At 69.0% G+C, this 18,498-nt stretch carries 19 protein-coding genes; 3 read left to right on the top strand and 16 right to left on the bottom strand.

Going from position 1 to position 18,498, the window contains the following annotated elements; genetic code table 11:
* Positions 1-14: 14 nt before the first annotated feature.
* The 10 genes from O4N75_RS08700 to O4N75_RS08655 all read right to left on the bottom strand — a co-directional run bounded on the left by O4N75_RS08700 (position 15) and on the right by O4N75_RS08655 (position 9,858).
* Positions 15-962 (bottom strand): type II secretion system F family protein, encoded by a 948-nt coding sequence (locus tag O4N75_RS08700; RefSeq protein WP_269628960.1) that lies wholly within the window; start codon positions 960-962, stop codon positions 15-17.
* 10 nt (positions 963-972) lie between these two features.
* Positions 973-1,956 carry a type II secretion system F family protein gene (locus tag O4N75_RS08695; RefSeq protein WP_269628959.1) on the bottom strand — a complete coding sequence of 328 codons (984 nt, stop codon included), beginning with the start codon at positions 1,954-1,956 and terminating at the stop codon, positions 973-975.
* A gap of 3 nt (positions 1,957-1,959) precedes the next feature.
* The gene (locus O4N75_RS08690; protein WP_269628958.1) at positions 1,960-3,300 is read right to left on the bottom strand and encodes a CpaF family protein; all 1,341 of its coding nucleotides are present in this window, start codon (positions 3,298-3,300) and stop codon (positions 1,960-1,962) included.
* 4 nt (positions 3,301-3,304) lie between these two features.
* The gene (locus O4N75_RS08685) at positions 3,305-4,528 is read right to left on the bottom strand and encodes a hypothetical protein (RefSeq protein ID WP_269628957.1); all 1,224 of its coding nucleotides are present in this window, start codon (positions 4,526-4,528) and stop codon (positions 3,305-3,307) included.
* A 26-nt stretch (positions 4,529-4,554) separates the two neighbouring features.
* Positions 4,555-4,848 (bottom strand): hypothetical protein, encoded by a 294-nt coding sequence (locus O4N75_RS08680; RefSeq protein WP_269628956.1) that lies wholly within the window; start codon positions 4,846-4,848, stop codon positions 4,555-4,557.
* Between the two features lie 10 nt (positions 4,849-4,858).
* Positions 4,859-6,316, bottom strand: a complete 1,458-nt coding sequence (locus tag O4N75_RS08675) for a type II and III secretion system protein family protein (RefSeq protein ID WP_269628955.1) — start codon at positions 6,314-6,316, stop codon at positions 4,859-4,861.
* 50 nt (positions 6,317-6,366) lie between these two features.
* The gene (gene cpaB / locus O4N75_RS08670; RefSeq protein ID WP_269628954.1) at positions 6,367-7,209 is read right to left on the bottom strand and encodes a Flp pilus assembly protein CpaB; all 843 of its coding nucleotides are present in this window, start codon (positions 7,207-7,209) and stop codon (positions 6,367-6,369) included.
* 126 nt (positions 7,210-7,335) lie between these two features.
* The gene (locus tag O4N75_RS08665; RefSeq protein WP_269628953.1) at positions 7,336-7,533 is read right to left on the bottom strand and encodes a Flp family type IVb pilin; all 198 of its coding nucleotides are present in this window, start codon (positions 7,531-7,533) and stop codon (positions 7,336-7,338) included.
* Positions 7,534-7,921: 388 nt separating this feature from the next.
* Entirely contained in the window at positions 7,922-8,899 is a 978-nt protein-coding gene (locus O4N75_RS08660; RefSeq protein ID WP_269628952.1) for an ABC transporter permease, read from the bottom strand.
* Positions 8,896-9,858, bottom strand: coding sequence for an ATP-binding cassette domain-containing protein (locus tag O4N75_RS08655; protein WP_269628951.1), 963 nt, complete (start codon positions 9,856-9,858; stop codon positions 8,896-8,898). The genes O4N75_RS08660 and O4N75_RS08655 overlap by 4 nt, the downstream gene beginning before the upstream one ends.
* A gap of 97 nt (positions 9,859-9,955) precedes the next feature.
* Here O4N75_RS08655 and O4N75_RS08650 point away from each other — a divergent pair, with 97 nt between their 5' ends.
* On the top strand, positions 9,956-10,144 hold the full coding sequence (locus tag O4N75_RS08650; protein WP_269628950.1) for a hypothetical protein: 189 nt from the start codon (positions 9,956-9,958) through the stop codon (positions 10,142-10,144).
* 8 nt (positions 10,145-10,152) lie between these two features.
* On the opposite strand, the gene O4N75_RS08645 is transcribed toward O4N75_RS08650, so the two are convergent.
* The 5 genes from O4N75_RS08645 to O4N75_RS08625 form a co-directional block, all read right to left on the bottom strand.
* On the bottom strand, positions 10,153-10,539 hold the full coding sequence (locus tag O4N75_RS08645) for a TadE/TadG family type IV pilus assembly protein (RefSeq protein ID WP_269628949.1): 387 nt from the start codon (positions 10,537-10,539) through the stop codon (positions 10,153-10,155).
* A 1-nt stretch (position 10,540) separates the two neighbouring features.
* A complete protein-coding gene (locus tag O4N75_RS08640) occupies positions 10,541-11,098 on the bottom strand; it encodes a TadE/TadG family type IV pilus assembly protein (protein WP_269628948.1) in 558 nt (185 codons plus the stop codon).
* Positions 11,095-12,435, bottom strand: a complete 1,341-nt coding sequence (locus O4N75_RS08635; protein ID WP_269628947.1) for a pilus assembly protein TadG-related protein — start codon at positions 12,433-12,435, stop codon at positions 11,095-11,097. Before O4N75_RS08635 ends, O4N75_RS08640 begins: the two co-directional genes overlap by 4 nt.
* Positions 12,436-12,684: 249 nt before the next feature.
* Positions 12,685-13,368, bottom strand: coding sequence for a response regulator transcription factor (locus O4N75_RS08630; protein ID WP_269628946.1), 684 nt, complete (start codon positions 13,366-13,368; stop codon positions 12,685-12,687).
* Between the two features lies 1 nt (position 13,369).
* On the bottom strand, positions 13,370-15,256 hold the full coding sequence (locus O4N75_RS08625; protein WP_269628945.1) for an ATP-binding protein: 1,887 nt from the start codon (positions 15,254-15,256) through the stop codon (positions 13,370-13,372).
* A gap of 177 nt (positions 15,257-15,433) precedes the next feature.
* Between O4N75_RS08625 and O4N75_RS08620 the strand changes: the two genes are divergently transcribed.
* Positions 15,434-16,096 carry a hemolysin III family protein gene (locus O4N75_RS08620; protein ID WP_269628944.1) on the top strand — a complete coding sequence of 221 codons (663 nt, stop codon included), beginning with the start codon at positions 15,434-15,436 and terminating at the stop codon, positions 16,094-16,096.
* Between the two features lie 5 nt (positions 16,097-16,101).
* Here O4N75_RS08620 and O4N75_RS08615 read toward each other — a convergent pair whose 3' ends face one another.
* Entirely contained in the window at positions 16,102-17,574 is a 1,473-nt protein-coding gene (locus tag O4N75_RS08615; RefSeq protein ID WP_269628943.1) for a histidine kinase, read from the bottom strand.
* Positions 17,575-17,842: 268 nt separating this feature from the next.
* Between O4N75_RS08615 and O4N75_RS08610 the strand changes: the two genes are divergently transcribed.
* Entirely contained in the window at positions 17,843-18,478 is a 636-nt protein-coding gene (locus O4N75_RS08610; protein ID WP_269628942.1) for a response regulator transcription factor, read from the top strand.
* Positions 18,479-18,498 lie beyond the last annotated feature (20 nt).

The following is an 18,498-nucleotide window of genomic DNA, read 5'->3' as shown; positions in this document are numbered from 1 at the left end:
CGTGCTCATCTCGGCTAGTTCGCGCTCAGGGCCGGAATCAGCGTCCGGACCACGTCGATCGCCGGCGGCAGCAGCAGCGCCACGATGATCACCGGCATGAAACAGGCCACGATCGGCAGGGTCATGAGCACCGGGATGCGCATCGCCTTCTCCTCGGCCTTCATGAACCGGCTTTCGCGCATTTCGGCCGAATAGGTCCGCAGGCTCTGGCCGATGCTGACCCCCAGCAGGTCGGTCTGGATCAGCAGCGCCACGAACGAGCGGATGCTGTCGACGTTCAGGCGGTCGGCCAGGGCGCGCAGGGCCTCGGCCCGTCCCCGCCCCGCGCTCAGCTCGTCCGATAGCCGGCCGAACTCCTCGGCGATCCGCGGATGCGACTCCTTCACCTCGGCGGCGACCCGTACGAAGGCGGCCTCCAGCCCCAGCCCGGCTTCGACGCAGACCACCATCAGGTCCAGGGCGTCGGGGAACTCGTGCTCGAGCTGTTCGCGGCGGGCGTTGACGCGGTTGTCGAGCAGCGCTTTCGGCGCGATCAGCCCTACCCCGCAGATCACCAGCGGAAAGATGAACGCCGACAGCCCGGTCAACGGACGGCCCGCCAGCGCCAGCCCGCCGATCAGCAGGATCGGCGCCCCGATCGCCAGCGAGAACCGCGCGATCACGTACCAGATCGGCGCCGAGGGCTGGTCGAAGCCGGCCAGCGACAAGTCCTTGCGCAGCTTCTGGGCTTCCTTGGCCTGGCCCCCGGCGGTCGCCGATTGCACCCAGAGCAGAAAGGGATTGCGGACCTTCTCGTCCCGCAGCACCGAGCCTTCCGAAAAATGCGACGCCTCGACCTCCTCGCGGCCCAGCCGCCGGCGCACGGTCAGCTGCGCGCCGATGGCCCGCTGGGCCATGCTGGCCACCGCGAACACCGCCAGGAAGGTGAAGGCCTGGATCGCCAGATCGAACCACTGGGCCATCGTCATCGCCTCAGTATTTGAAGTTGATGATGCGATGCACCATCGCCCAGCCGATCAGGTAGATGACCGCCGTCAGCAGCACGACGGGCCAGAAGATCGGGTCGGAAAACTTGTCGGAATAGACGGTCGGCCGGAACATCAGCTGCACGGCGATCAGCAGCACCGGCAACACGCTGAGCAGCACCGCCGAGGCCCGCCCCTCGCTCGCCAGCGACCGCACCCGCTTGCCCAGCGAGTGGCGTCCGCGCATGACCGAGGCTAGTCCCTCCAGGATCTCGGCCAGGTTGCCGCCGGTCTCCGACTGGATGCTGACGCTCACCGCGAAGAAGTGCCCTGCGGGCGATCCCGTGCGGCGGGCGAAGTTGGCCAGCGCCTCCTTGAATTCGACGCCGTAGGTCGTCTCGTCGACGATCAGGCCGAACTCCGAGCCGATCGGATCGCCCATCTCGTCTGCGGCCAACTGCACCGCCGAAATCACCGGATGCCCGGCGCGCACCGCGCGGTTGACGACGTCGAGCGCGGCCGGCAACTGCTCCTCGATCTTCTTGATCCGCGCGGTGCGCAGCCGGCGCACCCACAGGGCCACCGCCAGGACGGCCAGGACGCACGCGCCCACCATCGAGATCGCCCCGCTGACCAGCACGCTCGGCCCGGCCCCGGAAGTCGCCACGCTCAGGCCCACCAGCCACAATGCGGCGGCGAGGCCGGCGGTGATCGCCGCCAGCCGCGCCGGCGACACCAGTAGCCCGGCCTGGCGCAGGTAGCGCTCGACGCCGTCGTAGATCGCCGCGACCGGACCGGCGCTCCGCGCGCCCGGCGGCCGGCGCACCAGGGCGCTGAAGATCTCCTCCCGGCTCATGCCGGATTCCATCATGGTCAGCCGCCGGTTGACCCGCCTGTTGCGGTCGCCGGCCGCGAAGATCAGCCGCGCAACCGCCTGGACCAGCACCACCACGGCGACGAACGCCAGGACGTAGATGATCGGATTGCTCATCGCCTAGACCGACCTCCTCCCCGCCGAAAACGCGATGGGCGGCATCTCCACCCCGCGCGCGGCCAGCACGTCGACGAAGCGCGGCCGGACCCCGGTGGTCTCGAAATCGCCAGCAACCCCGCCCGCCGCGGCGCGTCCCTGCCGACGGAAGCGGAAGATCTCCTGCAGCGAGATCACGTCCTCCTCCATGCCGACCACCTCGCTGATCGACACCACCCGGCGACGGCCGTCGTCCATCCGTTCGGCCTGGATCACGATGTTGATGGCCGAAGCGATCTGCTGGCGGATCGAGCGCGGCGAGAGTTCCAGCCCGGCCATGCCGATCATCTGCTCGACGCGCGACAGCGCATCGCGCGGCGTGTTGGCGTGGACCGTGGTCATCGACCCGTCGTGGCCGGTGTTCATCGCCTGCAGCATGTCGAAGGCCTCGCCGGCCCGCACCTCGCCGACGATGATGCGGTCGGGCCGCATCCGCAGAGCGTTACGGACCAGATCGCGCTGGGTGATCTCGCCCTTGCCCTCGATGTTGGCCGGGCGCGTCTCCAGCCGGCCGACGTGCGGCTGTTGCAGCTGCAGCTCGGCGGAGTCCTCGATGGTGACGATCCGCTCCTCGTTGGCGATGAACGCCGACAACGCATTGAGCAGCGTCGTCTTGCCCGAGCCGGTGCCGCCCGAGATCAGCACGTTGCGATGCGACTGCACGATGGCCCGCAGCAGCAGGGCCATCTCGCCGGAAATGCTGCCCAGCTCGATCAGCCGGTCCATGTGGATCGGGCTTTTGGCGAACTTGCGGATCGAGACCAGCGGACCGTCCACCGCCAGCGGCGGAATGATCGCGTTGACCCGGCTGCCGTCGGCCAGCCGGGCGTCGACCATCGGCTGGGATTCATCGACCCGCCGGCCGACCGCCGCGACGATCTTGTTGATGATCCGCACCAGGTGGCGGGTGTCCTGGAACCGGACGTCGGTCGGCTCCAGCCGCCCGAACCGCTCCACATAGACGGTGCTGTGGGTGTTGATCAGGATGTCGCTGATGCTCTCGTCCTTGAGCAGCGGCTCCAGCGGCCCCAGGCCCAGCAGCTCGTCCAGCACGTCCTCGATCAACTGGTCGGTCTGGCTGAGATTGAGGATGCGCTTCTCGTCGGCGAGCAGCGAGCTGACCGCCCCGCGGATCTCCAGCCGCAAGCTCTCGCGCGGGGTCTTGTCCAACAGGCTGAGGTTCAAGAGCTCTAGCAGCCGCTGGTGGATCCGGACCTTGAGGGCCGTCGCGCCCTCGATCGGCGTCGGCTGCGGGGTTCCGATCTGGGGCGCGGCCTCGTTCGGCGCGGTGGGCTTCCAGAGCATACGATCACCCCCTCAGCCAGCCGCCTGCAGCGGGCGGCGGCGACAGCGCGGCCAGCTTGCCGGCCAGATCGCCGACCGCCTTTTCCAGCTTGGTGCCCTTGCGCACCGAGGCCAGCTCCACGCCCTCGTTGATCGCCGCGGTCATGGTCTTGCTGTCCTCGGGGATGACGATGTCGAACTCGCGCCCGATGGCCCGCTCGGCGGCCTTTACCGACACCAGTCCGGTCTGGTCGCTGGTCAGCCCGTTGCAGACGAGGGTCAGGGGGCGCCCCTCCAGGCCCTGGGCGGTCAGCACCCGCAGCTGGCGCTTGACCAGCTGGACATGCGGCACGCTCATCTGGGTGACCAGCACGATGCGGTCGGCCAAGTGCAGCACCTGGTTGGTCCACGCGGTCCACACCGCAGGCAGGTCGACCAGAACCAGGCCGAAGTCTCGGCGCAGACCGCTCAGCAACGCCTCGACATGTTCGGGCGTCAGCATCTCCAAGGCGACGATCTCGCGCGGCGCGGCCAGCACCCGCACGCCCGAGCGATGCCGCGCCAGGGCGGTGGCGAACGGCGTCTCCGCCAGATTCGCGCCGGAACTCATGCAGTCGGCCAGGGTGATCGCCTCGGGCAGGTCGAGATAGAGCGCCGCCGCGCCGAACTGCAGGTCCAGGTCCGCCACGCAGACCTCGACCGCGCCGCGCGCCGCCGCGACGGCGGCGGCCTGCACGGCCAGCGCGCTCGCCCCGACCCCGCCCCCGGCCTTCAGGAAAGCCACGACCTCGCCCTTGGGCCGCGCCGGCTCGGCCGCCGGCGCCCGCGGCGCCAGCAGCCGCTCTAGGCTCAGCGCCAGCGCCGGCTCGCTGATCGGATAGGTCAGGACGTCGGCCGCCCCGGCCCGCACCAACCGCCGCGTGGTGGTGACGTCGGCGTCGTGCAGCGCCACGACCACGGCGGTCTGCGGCGAGATCACCGACAGCCGGCGCATTCCGGCCTCGACCGCCGTCGTCGACCCGCCCTCCAGGCTGACCACCAGGACGTCGAGCCCTGCTGGCGCTTCGGGCCAGCTTCCGGCCAGCGGTTCGAACGCGACATGCGGAAACTGTGCGGCGATCGAGGCGAAGCGCTCGGCGCCGCCGATCGCACCGTCGGCCACGCCGACCCGCCGGCCGCGGACCGCGGTCTCCACACCCGCGCCGCCCGGCGCGCCGAAACCTCGAAACATCTTTGGCATGTCAACCATCTGGCTCAGGTCCGTTCGTGCCCCGCCTACTTGGCGGTCATGCCGACGCTCGAGGCGCTGCTGACCGTCGAAGCCGTGGCGACCGGCTCGATGACCTTGCCGGTGCGATAGCGTTCCTGCGCGGCCGCGACCCGCGCGCCGTTCGAGCCGGGGGCCGGATCGCCGGTGTAGACGGCCTCCGGGTTGGCGATCTGCGCCACCGCCGCGGCGCGGAGCGCATATCCGAAGTCGGCGCCGAGATGCGGCTGGGTCTGGACGCAGCCGGCCAGGCCGGCGGCGGCCAGGGTGACGGCGAGAAGGGAGATCTGACGTGCGTTCATCGCGGCGCTCCTAGTAGAGGACATGGCCGTGCGGGCCTTCGATCCCGCCGCGCGCCGGGTCGGCGCTCATCAGGGCGCGGTCCTCAGGACGCATCCAAGGGCCTGCCGCCTGCGAGGCGCCGAACAGGAACAGTTCGAAATCCGAGGGCGGCACGAAATTGTCGCCGGGCGCGGCGATCCGGCCCTTGCGCGGCGTGACCAGGTGGGGGGTCACGACGATGACCAGCTCGGTCTCCTCGCGCTTGTAGCCGTTCGACCGGAACAGCGCCCCCAGCACCGGCATGTCGCCGACGAACGGGAACTGGCGCAGCTGGTTCTCGTAGTCTTCCTTCAGCAGTCCGGCGACCATGAAGGACTCGCCGTCGCGCAGCTCGACCGTGGTCTTGGCGCGACGCACCTTGATGCCGGGGATCTTGATCAGACCCATCTCGACCGACACCGTCGGGTCGATGCTCGACACCTCCGGATTGACCACCAGGTTGATCAGCCCGTCCTTCAGCAGGGTCGGGGTGAAGGCCAGCGACACCCCGAACTGCTTGAACTCGACGGTGATGTTCGGGATCGCGTCGCCGGTGGAGGACTGCGAGACCGGGATCGGGAACTCGCCGCCGGCCAGGAAGCTCGCCGTGTCGCCCGACATCGCCACCAGATTCGGCTCGGCCAGGGTCTTGGTCAGGCCCCGCGTCTCCAGGGCGTCGAGCAGAATCTCGAGATTGCCGTTGTAGAGCGCGGCCACCGCACCGAAGCTGTCGATCAGCTTGCCGCCGTTCTTGACGATGGTGTCGCCCGTGAACACCGCCATGAACGGATCATCGCCCGACCGGCTGGCGCCGCTGGGCGGGCCGTCGGCCGGGTCCCAGTCGCTGCGGTTGACGTTGACCTTCAGCCCCTTGGCGGTGGTCCGGTTCATCTCGACGAAGCGCACCGACAGCATGATCTGCTGGGTGCCCTCGACGCCCAGCATGTTGACGACCTTGGTCGGGGCGTAGGTCTCGGCCAGGGAGACCACCTGGCCCAGCGCCGCCGGGCTGCTGACCGTACCGGACAGCACCACCGACTGGTTGGCCGGCCGCACGCCGATATCGCGCTCATTGGGCAGCAACTCGTGCAGCCGTCGCTTCAGGCCGTCGATGTCGGCCGACACCACGATGTTGGCGGCCGAGATCAGCCGCTTGCCGGGGCCGTAGACGGTCAGGCCGGTCGCACCCGCCTTCTTGCCGACCACATAGATCGAACGGTTGCTGAGCGGCAGCACGTCGGCGATCTCGGGATTGGCGACCATCACGTCGACGTAAGGTCCCGGCAGTTCGATCACCTGAGACTTGCCGGCCGGCACCTCGACCTCGACGGCGCTCGCCGGGTCGAAGGCGCCCGCGCCCTGGGCCCAGGCCGCCGGCGCGATCGCCAGGGCCAGGCTCGCCGCCATCAGCGCCGCCGCCAGGGCGTCTCGATTGGCTTTGGTTCTCATCGTCTTCCCCCCTCGCGCCGCCGTGCGGCCGGGAATTCAGAACGGGCGCTTTAGAACGCCCTGACCGCGTATCCGGCGGTCTCGACGCCGCGGGTCACGCGCACCTCAGTCATGCCGGGATCGCCCCGCCGCACCGTCGCGCGCCTGACCGGCGCGGCCTTGCGCACCCCGGGCCCGGCAAGGTCGGAGACGCTCGTCACCTTCCTGGTCAGGGCTGCGACGTCGGCTGACTGGCGCAGCGACAGGCTCACCTCGCCGACCGACTGGCCGAGCGAGATCGCCTGCGCCTGGTCGGGCGTGACCTCGACGGTCACCGCCTTGGCCACCTGCGGCTTGTCGGCGTCCTGGTCGCTCATCTGGTCGACGCCCATCACCAGGCTGTTCTCGGCCAGCACCTGGGTGATCGTGGTTTCGGCCTCGCCCTTGCCGACCGTGCGGGTCAGCAGGATGTCGACGTGATCGCCCGGCAGCACGAAGCCGCCGACCCCCGTGACGTCGCTGGAACGCACGCTCACCGCGCGCATCCCCGGCGTCAGCGCGCCGGACATGTTGGTCTTGCCCTCGCTCCCGCTCAGCTTGGCGGCGAGCACCGGCTCGTTGGCGATGATCGACCGCACCGTCGTGCGGGCGGGAACGTCCTTGCCGACCAGCTGATCCGCCGACCTGAACGCCCCGGCGGGCACCGCGCTGCTCGGATAGTTGACGGTCTTGAGCATGGCCGGCTTCAGCTCGACGCCGCGGTCGATCGGCACCATGGCCACCACGACGGGCGTCAGCGCCGCCGACTGCACGGTCGTGGACTTCTGAGAGGTCAGCACCCCCCGCACTGCGAGGACGGCGATCAGGCCCAGGAATATGGCAAGTGCGATTGAGGCGAGCGAACGCAAAGACATCGACGGCCTTCCGTAGATAGCTGCTCTATCCGGGGAGCGGGCTCAGCGAGCTGCCGCAGAAAATTTGCAAGAAGGACAGTCCAGCGCGCCGCCTGTCACGGATGCGGCGCGCTGAACCAAACGCCGTTAGGGGGCGGCGGGCGCGGCGCCGCCGTAATCGACACCGTCAATCACGGCGCCGGCCCGGTCGAGCGCATCGCCCAGCGAATCGCCGAAGTTCGTGGCGGCCAGCGCGATGCCGCTGCCGATGATAGCCAGGATCAGAACATACTCGGCAGCCGAGGCGCCGGACTCGTCTTTGAGGAACGCAACAAACTTGGACATATGTAGCCTCCCACTCAATGGACGACAGGCCGCGCCACCATGGCTGCGGCAGGGATCGGTTGAAGTCTGGGGACCCCCTTCGCTTCCACCTGTGGAAAACTAATCCACAGCCTTAACGGGCTGTAAACCTAAATGCATGGTTAACGGCTGCGATTCTTAAGAATTCATTACTGAATTCGAGCGGGAAACACACAACCTGCGATCCACGTTCTAATGTTATTAAATGTTAGATTTTTCGGCCCCGCACACCGACCGGGAGATCTTTCGCCGAGGGTTTCCCCACACAGGTGCAGGCCGGCCAGAGCCCCTATCCCAGCGCGCGAACACCTCAACTAAATGATGTCTTTGAGACCCACTCGTCTCACAACCTAGAAGGTTGTCCGTAAATTCAGTAATCGCGCACGGAGGTCTTCGGCCGGAGCAGCCGTGGCCAGCGGAAACCTGGCGAGGCGCCGCCTTTGCGCAACACTTCGGACGCGCCCCACCCGGCAAGCACGGTCGCCAGCGCCAGCTCGGCGATCGCCACGACCTCGACCGCCAGCGGCGCGGGACGCACCAGCAGCATGAACGGCGTGAACGGCGGCAAGAAGGTCAGCCACGCGGTCTTCTCGGCCGCTCCAGCCCCGGCCGCCATGGTCGTGAAGAACGCCACCAGCAGCACCGCGAACATCGGCCGGGCCAGGTTCTGGGCGTCGGCGCTGTCTCGCGCCATCACCCCGGCGGCGACGGTGAGGAATCCGTAGAACCCAAACGCCAGGCCATAGATGACGGCCGCCCGCATCAGCACCCACGGGTCGGCGAACGCCGCGAGCGCGCCCAGGGCCGGCCCCGGCGCCAGCATCGCCGCTGCGGCCGGCGCGGCCAGCCAGGCCCCGATCACCAGCACCGACACCGCGCCGACGCCGAGCACCTTGCCCAGCACGACGTCCAGCGGTCGGGCCGCCGACAGCAGGATCTCCAGCGCCCGGTTGGCCCGCTCGCGCACCACCGCCTGCAGCAGCATGCCCAGCGAGCCGACCAGCGTCACCCACAGCAGCAGCACCAGCAGGAACCGCGACGGGTCCGCGGCCTCGCGCGGCGGCCGGGCCGGCGCGGCCTGCACCGCCTGCCCCTCACCGCGCAGCACCTGAAGCACCTGCTCGCGCCCAGCCGGCGACAACGGGAAATCGTCGCTAAACCGCGCCTCCCAGCCGCCGCCGCTCTGGGCGGTGATCGCCAGCTGTTCCTGCGCGGCCGGCGGCGTGCGCTGGGCCAGCATCGCCCCGCCGGTCAGCAGCGGCCCGATCGCCAGCGCCAACCAGAAGCTGGCGGTGGTCACATAGGCCCGGAACTCGCGGCCGGCGATCAGCCAGATCGGATGGTTCATGCGACCCGCCGTTCCTCGACGGGCGGCGCCTCGGCCGCCAGCCGCCAGAACGCGCCCTCAAGGTCTGACTTGATCGGCTCGAAGGCGAAGATCGGCACGGAAAGATCGGCCAGCGCCCGCATCAGCGCCGGATGCGTCACCTCCGGCGGCAGGGTCACACGCCAGCGCGCCGCCTCGCCCATCCGCGAGGCCATCGGCGCCATCGCCCCGCCTACCGCCGCGACCGCCCGCGCCAGCCCGATGTCGTCGGAGGTCACCACCACCGCGCCGTACGGCGAGGCTGCGGCCGCCTCGGCCACCGCGCCCTCGAACACCGTGCGCCCGCCCGCCAGGATCACCACCTGGTCGCACAGGCTTTCGGCCGCGGCCATCGCGTGGGTGGAAAACAGGATCGCCCCGCCGCCGGCGCGGAATTCCGAGAACAGCGAATGCACTTCGCCCTGGGCGATCGGGTCCAGGCCGGAAAACGGCTCGTCGAGGATCAGCAGGTCCGGTCCGTGCGCCAGCGCGCAGAGCAGTTGCACCCGCTGGGCGTTGCCCTTCGACAGCTCGCCCACCCGCGCACGACGGCGCTCGGCCAGGCCGATGCGCTCCAGCAACCGGTCGGCGGCGTAGAAGGCCGCCCGCTTGTCCAGCCCCTTGAGCCGCGCGTGAAAGGCGATGACGTCGCGCGCCCGCTCGCGTGGGAACAGACCGCGCTCCTCCGGCAGGAATCCGACCCGCCGCCGCGCGTGGCGGTCGGCCGGCGCGCCGAACATCTCGATCCGCCCGGCGTCGGGGCTCAGCAGGCCGAGAATGCAGCGAAGCGTGGTGCTCTTGCCGGCGCCGTTGACGCCGATGAAGCCGGTGACAGCGCCCGCCGCCAACCGCATGGAGACGTCGACGACCCCGCCCCCGCCAGCAAAACGCTTGGCGAGCGCATCGACGCGCAAGGCGTCCGGAGCGGCCCCAGTCTGCATGGCCGGCAGGCTCGCACCACCGCGATTAATCTTTTGCTAACGACGTTTTTTGCGGCCATCCTCGCGCCAAGACTGCAATGTCCTTGGAGGGTCGAAGGTGTCCCGTTTCAAGCGACTGGCGCCCTACTTCATCATCGGCCCGATCAGCGGCCCGATGCTGGCAGGCGTGGTGATCAATTTTCGCGAAGGCCGGCCGGTGCTGGGGTCGCTCTACGGGATCGCGCTGACCCTCTACACGCTGCTGCTGCCCAGCATCACCGCCAAGATCGGCCTGACCCTGGTCTGAGCGCCCAGTCAGGTCAGCGGATAGCAGGCCTGGGACGACAGCGGGATGGTCGTCGAGGTCAGCCCTGTCGTGAACACGTAGTCGACCGTGCCCACCACCCGATTGCCGCAGGTCGCGCTGGACGCAACGAAGCTCGCCGCGCCAGGCCCCGTATAGCGGCCCCGGCCATAGGCGTTCACGCTCGCCACGGTGCAGGTCGTCTTCTTCACGCTCAGGCAACGCGCGGCGTCCTCGGCCGCATAGTTCAGGGTCGCGACCGTATAGACCATCAGGCTCAGATTGATCGCCCCCAGGGTCAGCATGACAATGGGGATCAGGATCAGCACGAACTCGACCGCCGTCGCGCCCTTCTCCTCGCGCCGCAGTCTGGCCAGCAGCGCCCGCATCCCGCCCATCTCAGTTCAGCCTCATCCAGGCGGTCTTGGTGATCGGCGTGGTCAGCAGGCTGGCCACCGAGGCCTGGCTGAAGATCGGCTCATAGGGATAGCTCACCGTCACCTGCACATAGTCGCCCGGCGCCGTAGTCGACCCGCTGAACTGGCCGGCGCAGGTGAACGGGCTGGGCCGGGTCGGCGCCGACCCCAGCGTGCCGGCGGTCCCGACCAGGGTCAGCGCACCGGAGCTGTTGAGGCAGTAATAGCCCTCGACCGGACTGCCGCTCGCCACGGTGACCGTCGCGCCCAGGCTGGTCGACTGCACCGCCGCCTGGATGGTCGCGGCCAGCCCCGTGCAGTTGCTCACCGCTGGCAGTTTCGCGCTCGTATCGCACGAGCGCCAGACCGCATGGGTTCCCGCCTGCGCGGCCGTCTCGACCTGCATCTTCTTGAAGACGTAGACGCCCAGGTCGACGGCGTTGATCAACGGCAAGGTCAGCAGCGACAGCCAAAGCACGAACTCGGCCGCCGCCGCCCCGCTGTCGTCCCGCCAGAACCGCCTCGTCCGGCGCGCGCTCATTGGACCAGCGCCGTTCTCGTTACATATACGTCCGCGGTCGGCGGCTTCAGGCCCGCCTGCGGGCACTCGGTCTGCGTCTCGAAAAAGGTCGTCGTGCCATTGGAGCGGAATGTGTCGACCACCAAGGCGAAGCAGTTATGGCCGTTGCTGGCCTTGTTCACGATGCCGCCAATCTGCAATGCCGCATTCGGCATGTAGACGAGGCCGGTGATGTTCCAGGTCGGACGATTGCCCGCCACCGTCCAATCAACGCCCGAGGTCAAAATCGGGTCCTGGTAGACTGCAACCCCCGACCAATCACCGGAGGTCGGCGCCGCGAAGTCCGCCGTGTCCACATTCAGGATATGGGTGTCACCGCTGGCATGAGGTCCGGTGAAAATGATCGTCAGGTGTGAGCCGGCGGCGGTCTTCAGCGTCTTACCGGCCGGCACGACGAGACTGCCCTTCCTGACCACGATGACGCCGCTGCCCGTCGGGGTCGAAACCGTGACGCCATTGCTGAACGTCACGCCGCCGCAATAGGTCTTCGGTGTCGCCCCATCGACAGTCAGTGTCGTCACAGCAGTCGTCGTGTTTGAGTACTTGTTGTTGCACGGATCGGCCGGAATATTCGCCGCCAGAGTTTTGTAGGGGTCAGCGATCGGCGCCACCCCAGTCGTCCCCGTACCGCCCGCCGCGCAGTCGCTGCGGTTGCCGACGGCGTCGGAACCGTCGGCTTTCAGATTGCCGCCATTGCAACGCGCAGACCCATTGGTTCCCACGCGGCACCCCGCCAGGTTGGCGGCGTTGCAGCCGTTACAGCGAATACCCTCGACGCCGGCGCCCCCAGACGCCAGCGCCAGAAGACAATAGGTTCCCTTGAGCTTCGGTGAGGCGGTGGCCGACGCCATAACGGTCTGCGCGCGCCCCGCATCGGTCGCCGCATCGCCCTGGAAGCCGACGATGCGGGTCAGGTTGATCGGCATCAGCCGGGTGATCGTGACCTGGTAGCAGTTCGAGCCGGTCAGCGGAGCCGGACAGGTGGCGGTGTTGATCGCGCTCACCGTCGTGTCGGCCGTCCCATTGACGTACCCGAACCGGCTCGCCACCGACCGGGCCTCGGCGTCGTAAAAGGGGGTCTTGGCGGTGACGCAGCTCGCCTGAGTCGCGTCGCAGCCGTTGGTCGCTGCGGCCATGACGGCGGCGTCGGCCGCGGCCTGCATCGAGCGCTGGGCGAAGAACCAGCTGGACGCCTCGGTGGCCATGCCCAGCATCCCGACCAGCGGAATGATCATCAGGGTCAGCATCGGGCTGACGCTGCCGCGCCGCTCCGCGCCGAAGCCGCGCAGCCGCGACAACAGCCCCCGCCGCACGCGATGTGATGGTTTGCAGACTACGTCCATGACAGACAGCCCACCTGCTGGCCGGCGCTCCGAGCACGGCGCCGCCTCTATTAGAGAACCAACTCCAAAATTAGTTCAATAGTCATACACCAAATGCGGGAATTCGTCGGGTAACTTCAAACAATTCGCGCACGAATTTTCCTTAACAGAAATCTTAACACCCAACACATGGCATCGGTTACTTACGCCGATCGCTCGAATTCCTCAATCCAAGCTCAACCGATAGCCGAGCCCGGCCTCGGCGATCAGGAACCGCGGCGCGGACCCGTCCGGCTCGATCTTGCGCCGCACCTGCCAGGCCAGCACCCGCACGTTCATGTAGTCGGCGTCGGTCCCGCGGCCCCAGATCGCCTCGATGATGGCCTCGTGGGTCACCACCTCGCCGCGCGCCTCCATCAGCAGCGCCAGCAACTCGGTCTCCTTGCGCGACAGCCGCACCGAGGCGCCGTCCACCGTCGCGCGGCGCACCGCGACGTCCACGTGCAGGCCGCGGGCCGCGGGCCTGCCCGCGCTCGCCGCCGACTGCGGGATGCGCAACGCCACGCGGATGCGGGCCATCAGCTCGCCCATGTCGAACGGCTTGGCGACATAGTCGTTGGCGCCCAGGTCCAGGGCCGCGATCTTCTCGCGCTCGGATCCGCGGGCCGACACCACCAGCATCGGCGCGCGCGAGATCGAGCGCGCCTGGGCGATCACCTCCTTGCCGTCCATGTCCGGCAGGCCAAGATCCAGCAGCACGACCCCGAACTCGTGCCGCACCAGCTGCTCCAGCGCCTCCAGTCCCGACTTGGCGGTCACCACCATGTAGCCGGCCTGGGTCAGCGCCGAGCGGAGCATCCGCTGCAGCTGTTCCTCGTCCTCGACGATCAGGATGCTCGCTGCGCCCATATCAATCCCTCCCCGCCGTCGCTGGCAGACTGACGCTGATCACCAGCCCGCCCTCCCCGTCCGTCCGGTTCTGCGCCCAGACCGAACCGCCCAGGATCTCGATCAGGCTCCGCGTGATGTAGAGCCCCAGCCCCAGGCCAGGGGCCGGGGTCGACTGGCCGCGGAAGAACCGGTCGAAGATCCGCTCGACCGTGGCCGGGGCGACGCCGCAGCCCTGGTCGGTGAACTCGATCACGACCGTCTCGCCGGCCCGCCGCGCCCGCACCGCGACCATCGAGCCCTCGGCGCTGAACTTGATGGCGTTCTCCAGGATGTTGCCGGCCGCCTGGGTCAGCAGGCTGCGATCGGCGATCACGCTGGCCTCGCCGACCTCGACATGCAGGAACCGGCGCGCCCCGCCCGCCTCGCCGAACGTCTCCCAGACGTCGTAGAGCAGCGGTTCCAGCACCACCTCGGTCGGATTGACGTCGATCGCGCCGGACTCCAGCCGCGCCACGCTGAGGAAGTTCTCGACGTAGCGGTTCAGCCGGTTGGCCTGCTCCTTGATGATCAGCAGCAACTCGCGCCGCGCCTCGCGGTCGTGCTGCTCGGGCAGGTTCAGGATGCTGGTGGCCGAGCCGAGGATGCCGGCCAGCGGCGAACGGAAATGGTGCGAAACGGCGTCGAGCAGAATGGTGCGCAATTGCTCGGTGCGGGCCCGGAACTCCATGTCGGCCTTCTCGACGCCCAGCCGCGCCCGCACGATCGCCGAGGCCCCGAGATCGACCACCGCGGCGGCGACCTCGTCGTCCTGGCCCTTGCCGCCATGGCGCGTCCCCGGCAGCCAGCGGGCCGCGCCCACCACGCGCCCGTCCGAGGCCAGGGCCCGCTCGCGCCAGCGGCCGGTGGCCGCCGATGGGGCGCGGCGGCCGGCGTCGGGCGTGCTCAGCACCGCCCCGCCGGCCTCGTCGACCAGTTCCACCGCGCCGCCGCCGGTGACCTTGACCAGGCTCTCCAGCAGGATCTGCCGTACGCTGGCCTCGTCGGCCCCGGCCGCGAACTCACGGCTCGCGGCGGTCAGGCCGTCCATGGCCCGCCGCTCGCGTTGCAGCCGGTCGGCCAGGTGACCTGCGCCCCAGCCGAACACCGCGTACATCAGCAGCTCGAAGGCCACCACCGGCGGCGAACCGCCGAACTGTCCCGGCTGGGCGGGCGGGAACGCCAGCGCCGTCAGGACGATCAGCACGCCGCCCGCCAGCCCCAGGCTGGCGCCCAGCGCCGCCCCCGCCAGCAGCACGGCGCCAGTCAGGATCAACTGCGTGCCCCCCGGGCCCAGCGCGTCGCCGACCACCCGCGCCAGCGCCCAGCCGGCGCCGATGATCAGCACGCAGACCCCGGTGCGCGCGGTGTTCTCCAACATCTCGACGCCCGACAGCCGTTCGCCGCCGACGCTGCGCATGAACTGGCCGAGCGCGGAGTCCGAAACGTGGGCCGACAACCGCCCGCCCGCCGCGACCAGGGCCCGGGCCGCGCTTTCCCGGCGGCGCGCCACGTCGGCATAGAGCCCGGCGGCGACCACCGCCGCGCCCAGCAGCGCGAACAGCAGCCCGTCCTGTGACAGCCACCCCTGCGGCAGCGGGGTCTGGGCCAGCAGGTGCAGCGCCGCCAGCGCCGCCCCGCCGGCGGCCAGCCCATAGCCGAGGCCCAGGGCGGCGGCGACCACCAGCACCCCGGCGAGCAGCACGGCGCTGAACCGCTCCAGGTGAAAATCGTTGATCAGGACCAGGTCGATCGCTGCAGCGACGACCAGCACCAGCAGGAAGGCCGCCAGATAGGCCGCGCCTTCATGACCGATCAGGCGCCCGCGCGACGCACGCGTCTGCCCGACATCCTGGCGCCCGACGGGCATGAACACATCCTTGCACTATTGCGGCCGGAAGCATCACCCTTCGATTACTTCAATGATCGTAAGCACATAAATGCAGATCAAATAAGCTCTTTCGTCTATTGCGCGGCGCTGCGCCCCCTCGCGCGGCTTTGCGAACCTGTTATCGTCGGGCCGACGCCAGGATCAGGAGCCTCCCCAATGAGCCCGCCCACGGTTCCACCCCGCCACTACCCGACCGCCAGCGCCAAGTGCGCCGACCTGGTGGTGCATGTCGTCGGCCTGACCCTCGCCCTGGTCGGCGGGATCGTGCTGCTCGCCTTGGCGGTCAGGGCCCAGTCGCTCAGCATGGCGTTCGCCGTCGGCATCTACGCGCTCGGCCTGCTGGCCATGCTCGGCTTCTCGACCGCCTACAATTTCGCCAAGCCCCGGTTCCGGCCCACCCTGCGCCGGCTCGACCATGCCGGGATCTTCCTGATGATCGCCGGCTCCTACACCCCGTTCACGACCCAGACCCTGACCGGCGCCTGGGCTTGGGGAATGACCGCGGCGGTGTGGTCGGTCGCCGCCTTCGGCGCCCTGGGCAAGGTGCTGCTGCCCGGCGTCGGGCGCCGCGTCTGGGTCGCGGCCTACCTGCTGCTGGGCTGGATCGTGCTGGTCGCGCTCAAGCCGCTGCTGGCCAACGCCACCAGCCTGACGGTGCTGCTGCTGGCGATCGGGGGGCTGCTCTATTCGAGCGGCGTGGCCTTCTACCTGAACAAGCAGCTGCGATATGCCCGGGCCATCTGGCACGGGCACGTCGTCGCCGGCGCCGGTGTTCACTGGGCCGCAGTCCTGCTCGGGGTGGTGCTGACCGCCCGCTAGGTTGATCAGGCCAGTCGGGGCGGCGCGCGCTCGGCGTCCAGCCCCAGCCGCCGCGGCGCGAAGGAACGTTCCTCCCCGGCCACCCGCCTCGGACGGCGGGCCGGCTTGATCTCGCTCGGCCGCGCCTGCAGCGGCAACCGCGCCCTCAGCCGCAGGCCATCGTCCCCGGGCTCCAGGTCCAGCCGCCCGCCCAACTCGATGAGCCGCCCCCGCATGCTTGAGATCCCGACCCCGGTCTCGTCGTCGACCGCCGGCGTCCGCCCGTTCGGCGGCGCGCCCCCGTCATCCTCGACCAAAAGCGAGACCTCGGACCCGACATAGTTCAGCAGCACCCGCACGCTGCGCGCCGAAGTGTGCCGGTGCACGTTCATCAACGCTTCCTGGAAGATGCGGAACAGCGTGCTTTCCATTGCGCTGGTGGCGCCGCGCGGCTGGCCGGCCACCTCTACCGAGATCCGCAGCGAGGCGCGGCGGCCGAAACCGTCGGCGAACACCCGCAGCCGCTCGACCAGATCGCGGCCCCCCGCCTGCGGCGGATGCAGCATGAACGAGAAGGTGCGGATCTCGCGATGGGCGGCCGAGATCGCGTTGCGGATGTCGCGCAGGATCGTCTGGTGGCTCTCGTCGAACACCGCCCGCCGCTCCAGCGCGGCCAGCGACAATCCGATGGCGACCAGGTGCTGGGCGGTGGAATCATGCAGCTCGCGCCCGATCCGCCGCCGCTCGTCCAGCTCGGCGCGTGCGACATCCTCCTTGGCGCGGGCCAGGGCGGTGGCCTGCACCACCGCCGCGGTGACGTCGGACGCCACCCCGACCACTCGGCGCACCGCGCCGTCCGGCGTACGCGAGAACACCCGCGCGCGCGACTGTACGATCCGCCAGTCGCCTTCCGCCCCGAGCAGCCGCAGTTGCGCCTCGCAGACCTCATGGTCGCTGAGCCCGGACATTTCTTCCAGGTGTCGCTGCAACACCTGTTGGTCATCCGGATGCAGACGGTGCTGCACCTCGGCCAGGCCCGCGCCGGTCGGCGACAGCCCCAGGCTCTCGGCCAGTTGCGGGTGCATGTACCGCGTCCGGCGCTCGACCACGTCGTAGACGTAGAGCAACCCCGAGCTGATCTGCCCCAGATGATCGAACAGCATCTCGCTGTGGCTGGTCAGGTGATGCGAGCGCCCGACCGGCAGAACCTGCAGGATCACCTGCTCGGCGCCGCCCGCGCCCCATTCGACAGGAAAGGCCCAGATGTGCGACCCGTCCGGCCGCTGGTCCGTGCGCAGGAAGCGGTCCATCCTCCCCGGCCGCCGCCCCTGAAGGGAGCGCTCGATCAGGACCTGCAGCCGGCCCGCCTCATGCGGCGGCGCCAGCGCGTCCAGCGGCCGCCCCTCGACGGCCTCGCAGCCCAGCAAGGCGCGGAAGGCCGGGCATGCCGAAATTATCGTGATCTGACCTGATCTGCGCTCGGCGAGCGCCAGCGCCACCCTGGGATGGCCCTGCTCGGAACGTCGACTTGGTACACACCAAGTCTCCGCCGCACTTGCGTCGGTCTGGACTAACGCCATCGTCCGTCTCCCGCTTCCCTCGCCGGTTACAGCCTAAGGAAGTCCCAAACAGCAGCGCCCGTTCCCCCGAGACAAGAAACACCCGTCCAAAATACATGCCCTGGATCAAACGTATATGGGTGATCTTACTAGTGCACGAACTAATCCAATAGGTGTATTCCCTAGGCACTCATACCTGGGGTGTTGGATGCTGAGAATTCTGATCGCCGACGATCATGAAATCGTCCGACGGGGAATTAGAGACATTGTCGAAAGCCATCCGGGATGGGAGGTGTGCGGCGAAGCTTCGGACGGTCAATCCGCAGTCGAGCTCGCCGCAGCCCAACAGCCCGACGTCGCGGTGATCGACGTCTCGCTGCCGCTCATGAACGGCCTGGCGGTCACCCGGCGATTGCGCCAGGACTCGCCCCAGACCAACGTGCTGCTGTTCACCATGCACGACGACGACGAGACGGTGAGCGGCGGCTTGGCGGCCGGGGCGCGGGGCTACCTGCTGAAGAGCGAGAGCGAACAGCACCTGGAGGCGGCCATTTCGGCCCTGGGGGCCAACCGCCCCTATTTCTCCTCCTCGGTGTCGGAACTCCTGCTCGAGGCGGCGGTCAGCGAGCGCAAGCGCTCGCGGCTCGAAAGCTTCACGATGCGCGAGCTCGAGGTGGCCCAGTTGATCGCAGAGGGCAACTCCAACAAGCAGATCGCCCGGCAGCTCCAGATCAGCGTCAAGACGGTCGAAAGCCACCGCGCCGCGGCGATGCGCAAGGCAGGGGTGCGAACCGCCGCCGAGTTCGTTCGTTTCGGCATTAAGCACAATCTTATCCAGCCCTAGGTCCCATACCGGCGTGGCCG

It is taken from the genome of Phenylobacterium sp. NIBR 498073, from assembly GCF_027286305.1.
GTDB lineage: Bacteria > Pseudomonadota > Alphaproteobacteria > Caulobacterales > Caulobacteraceae > Phenylobacterium.
The sequence above is the reverse complement of the archived record's forward strand: the minus strand, read 5'-3'. Positions and strand labels throughout refer to the sequence as shown.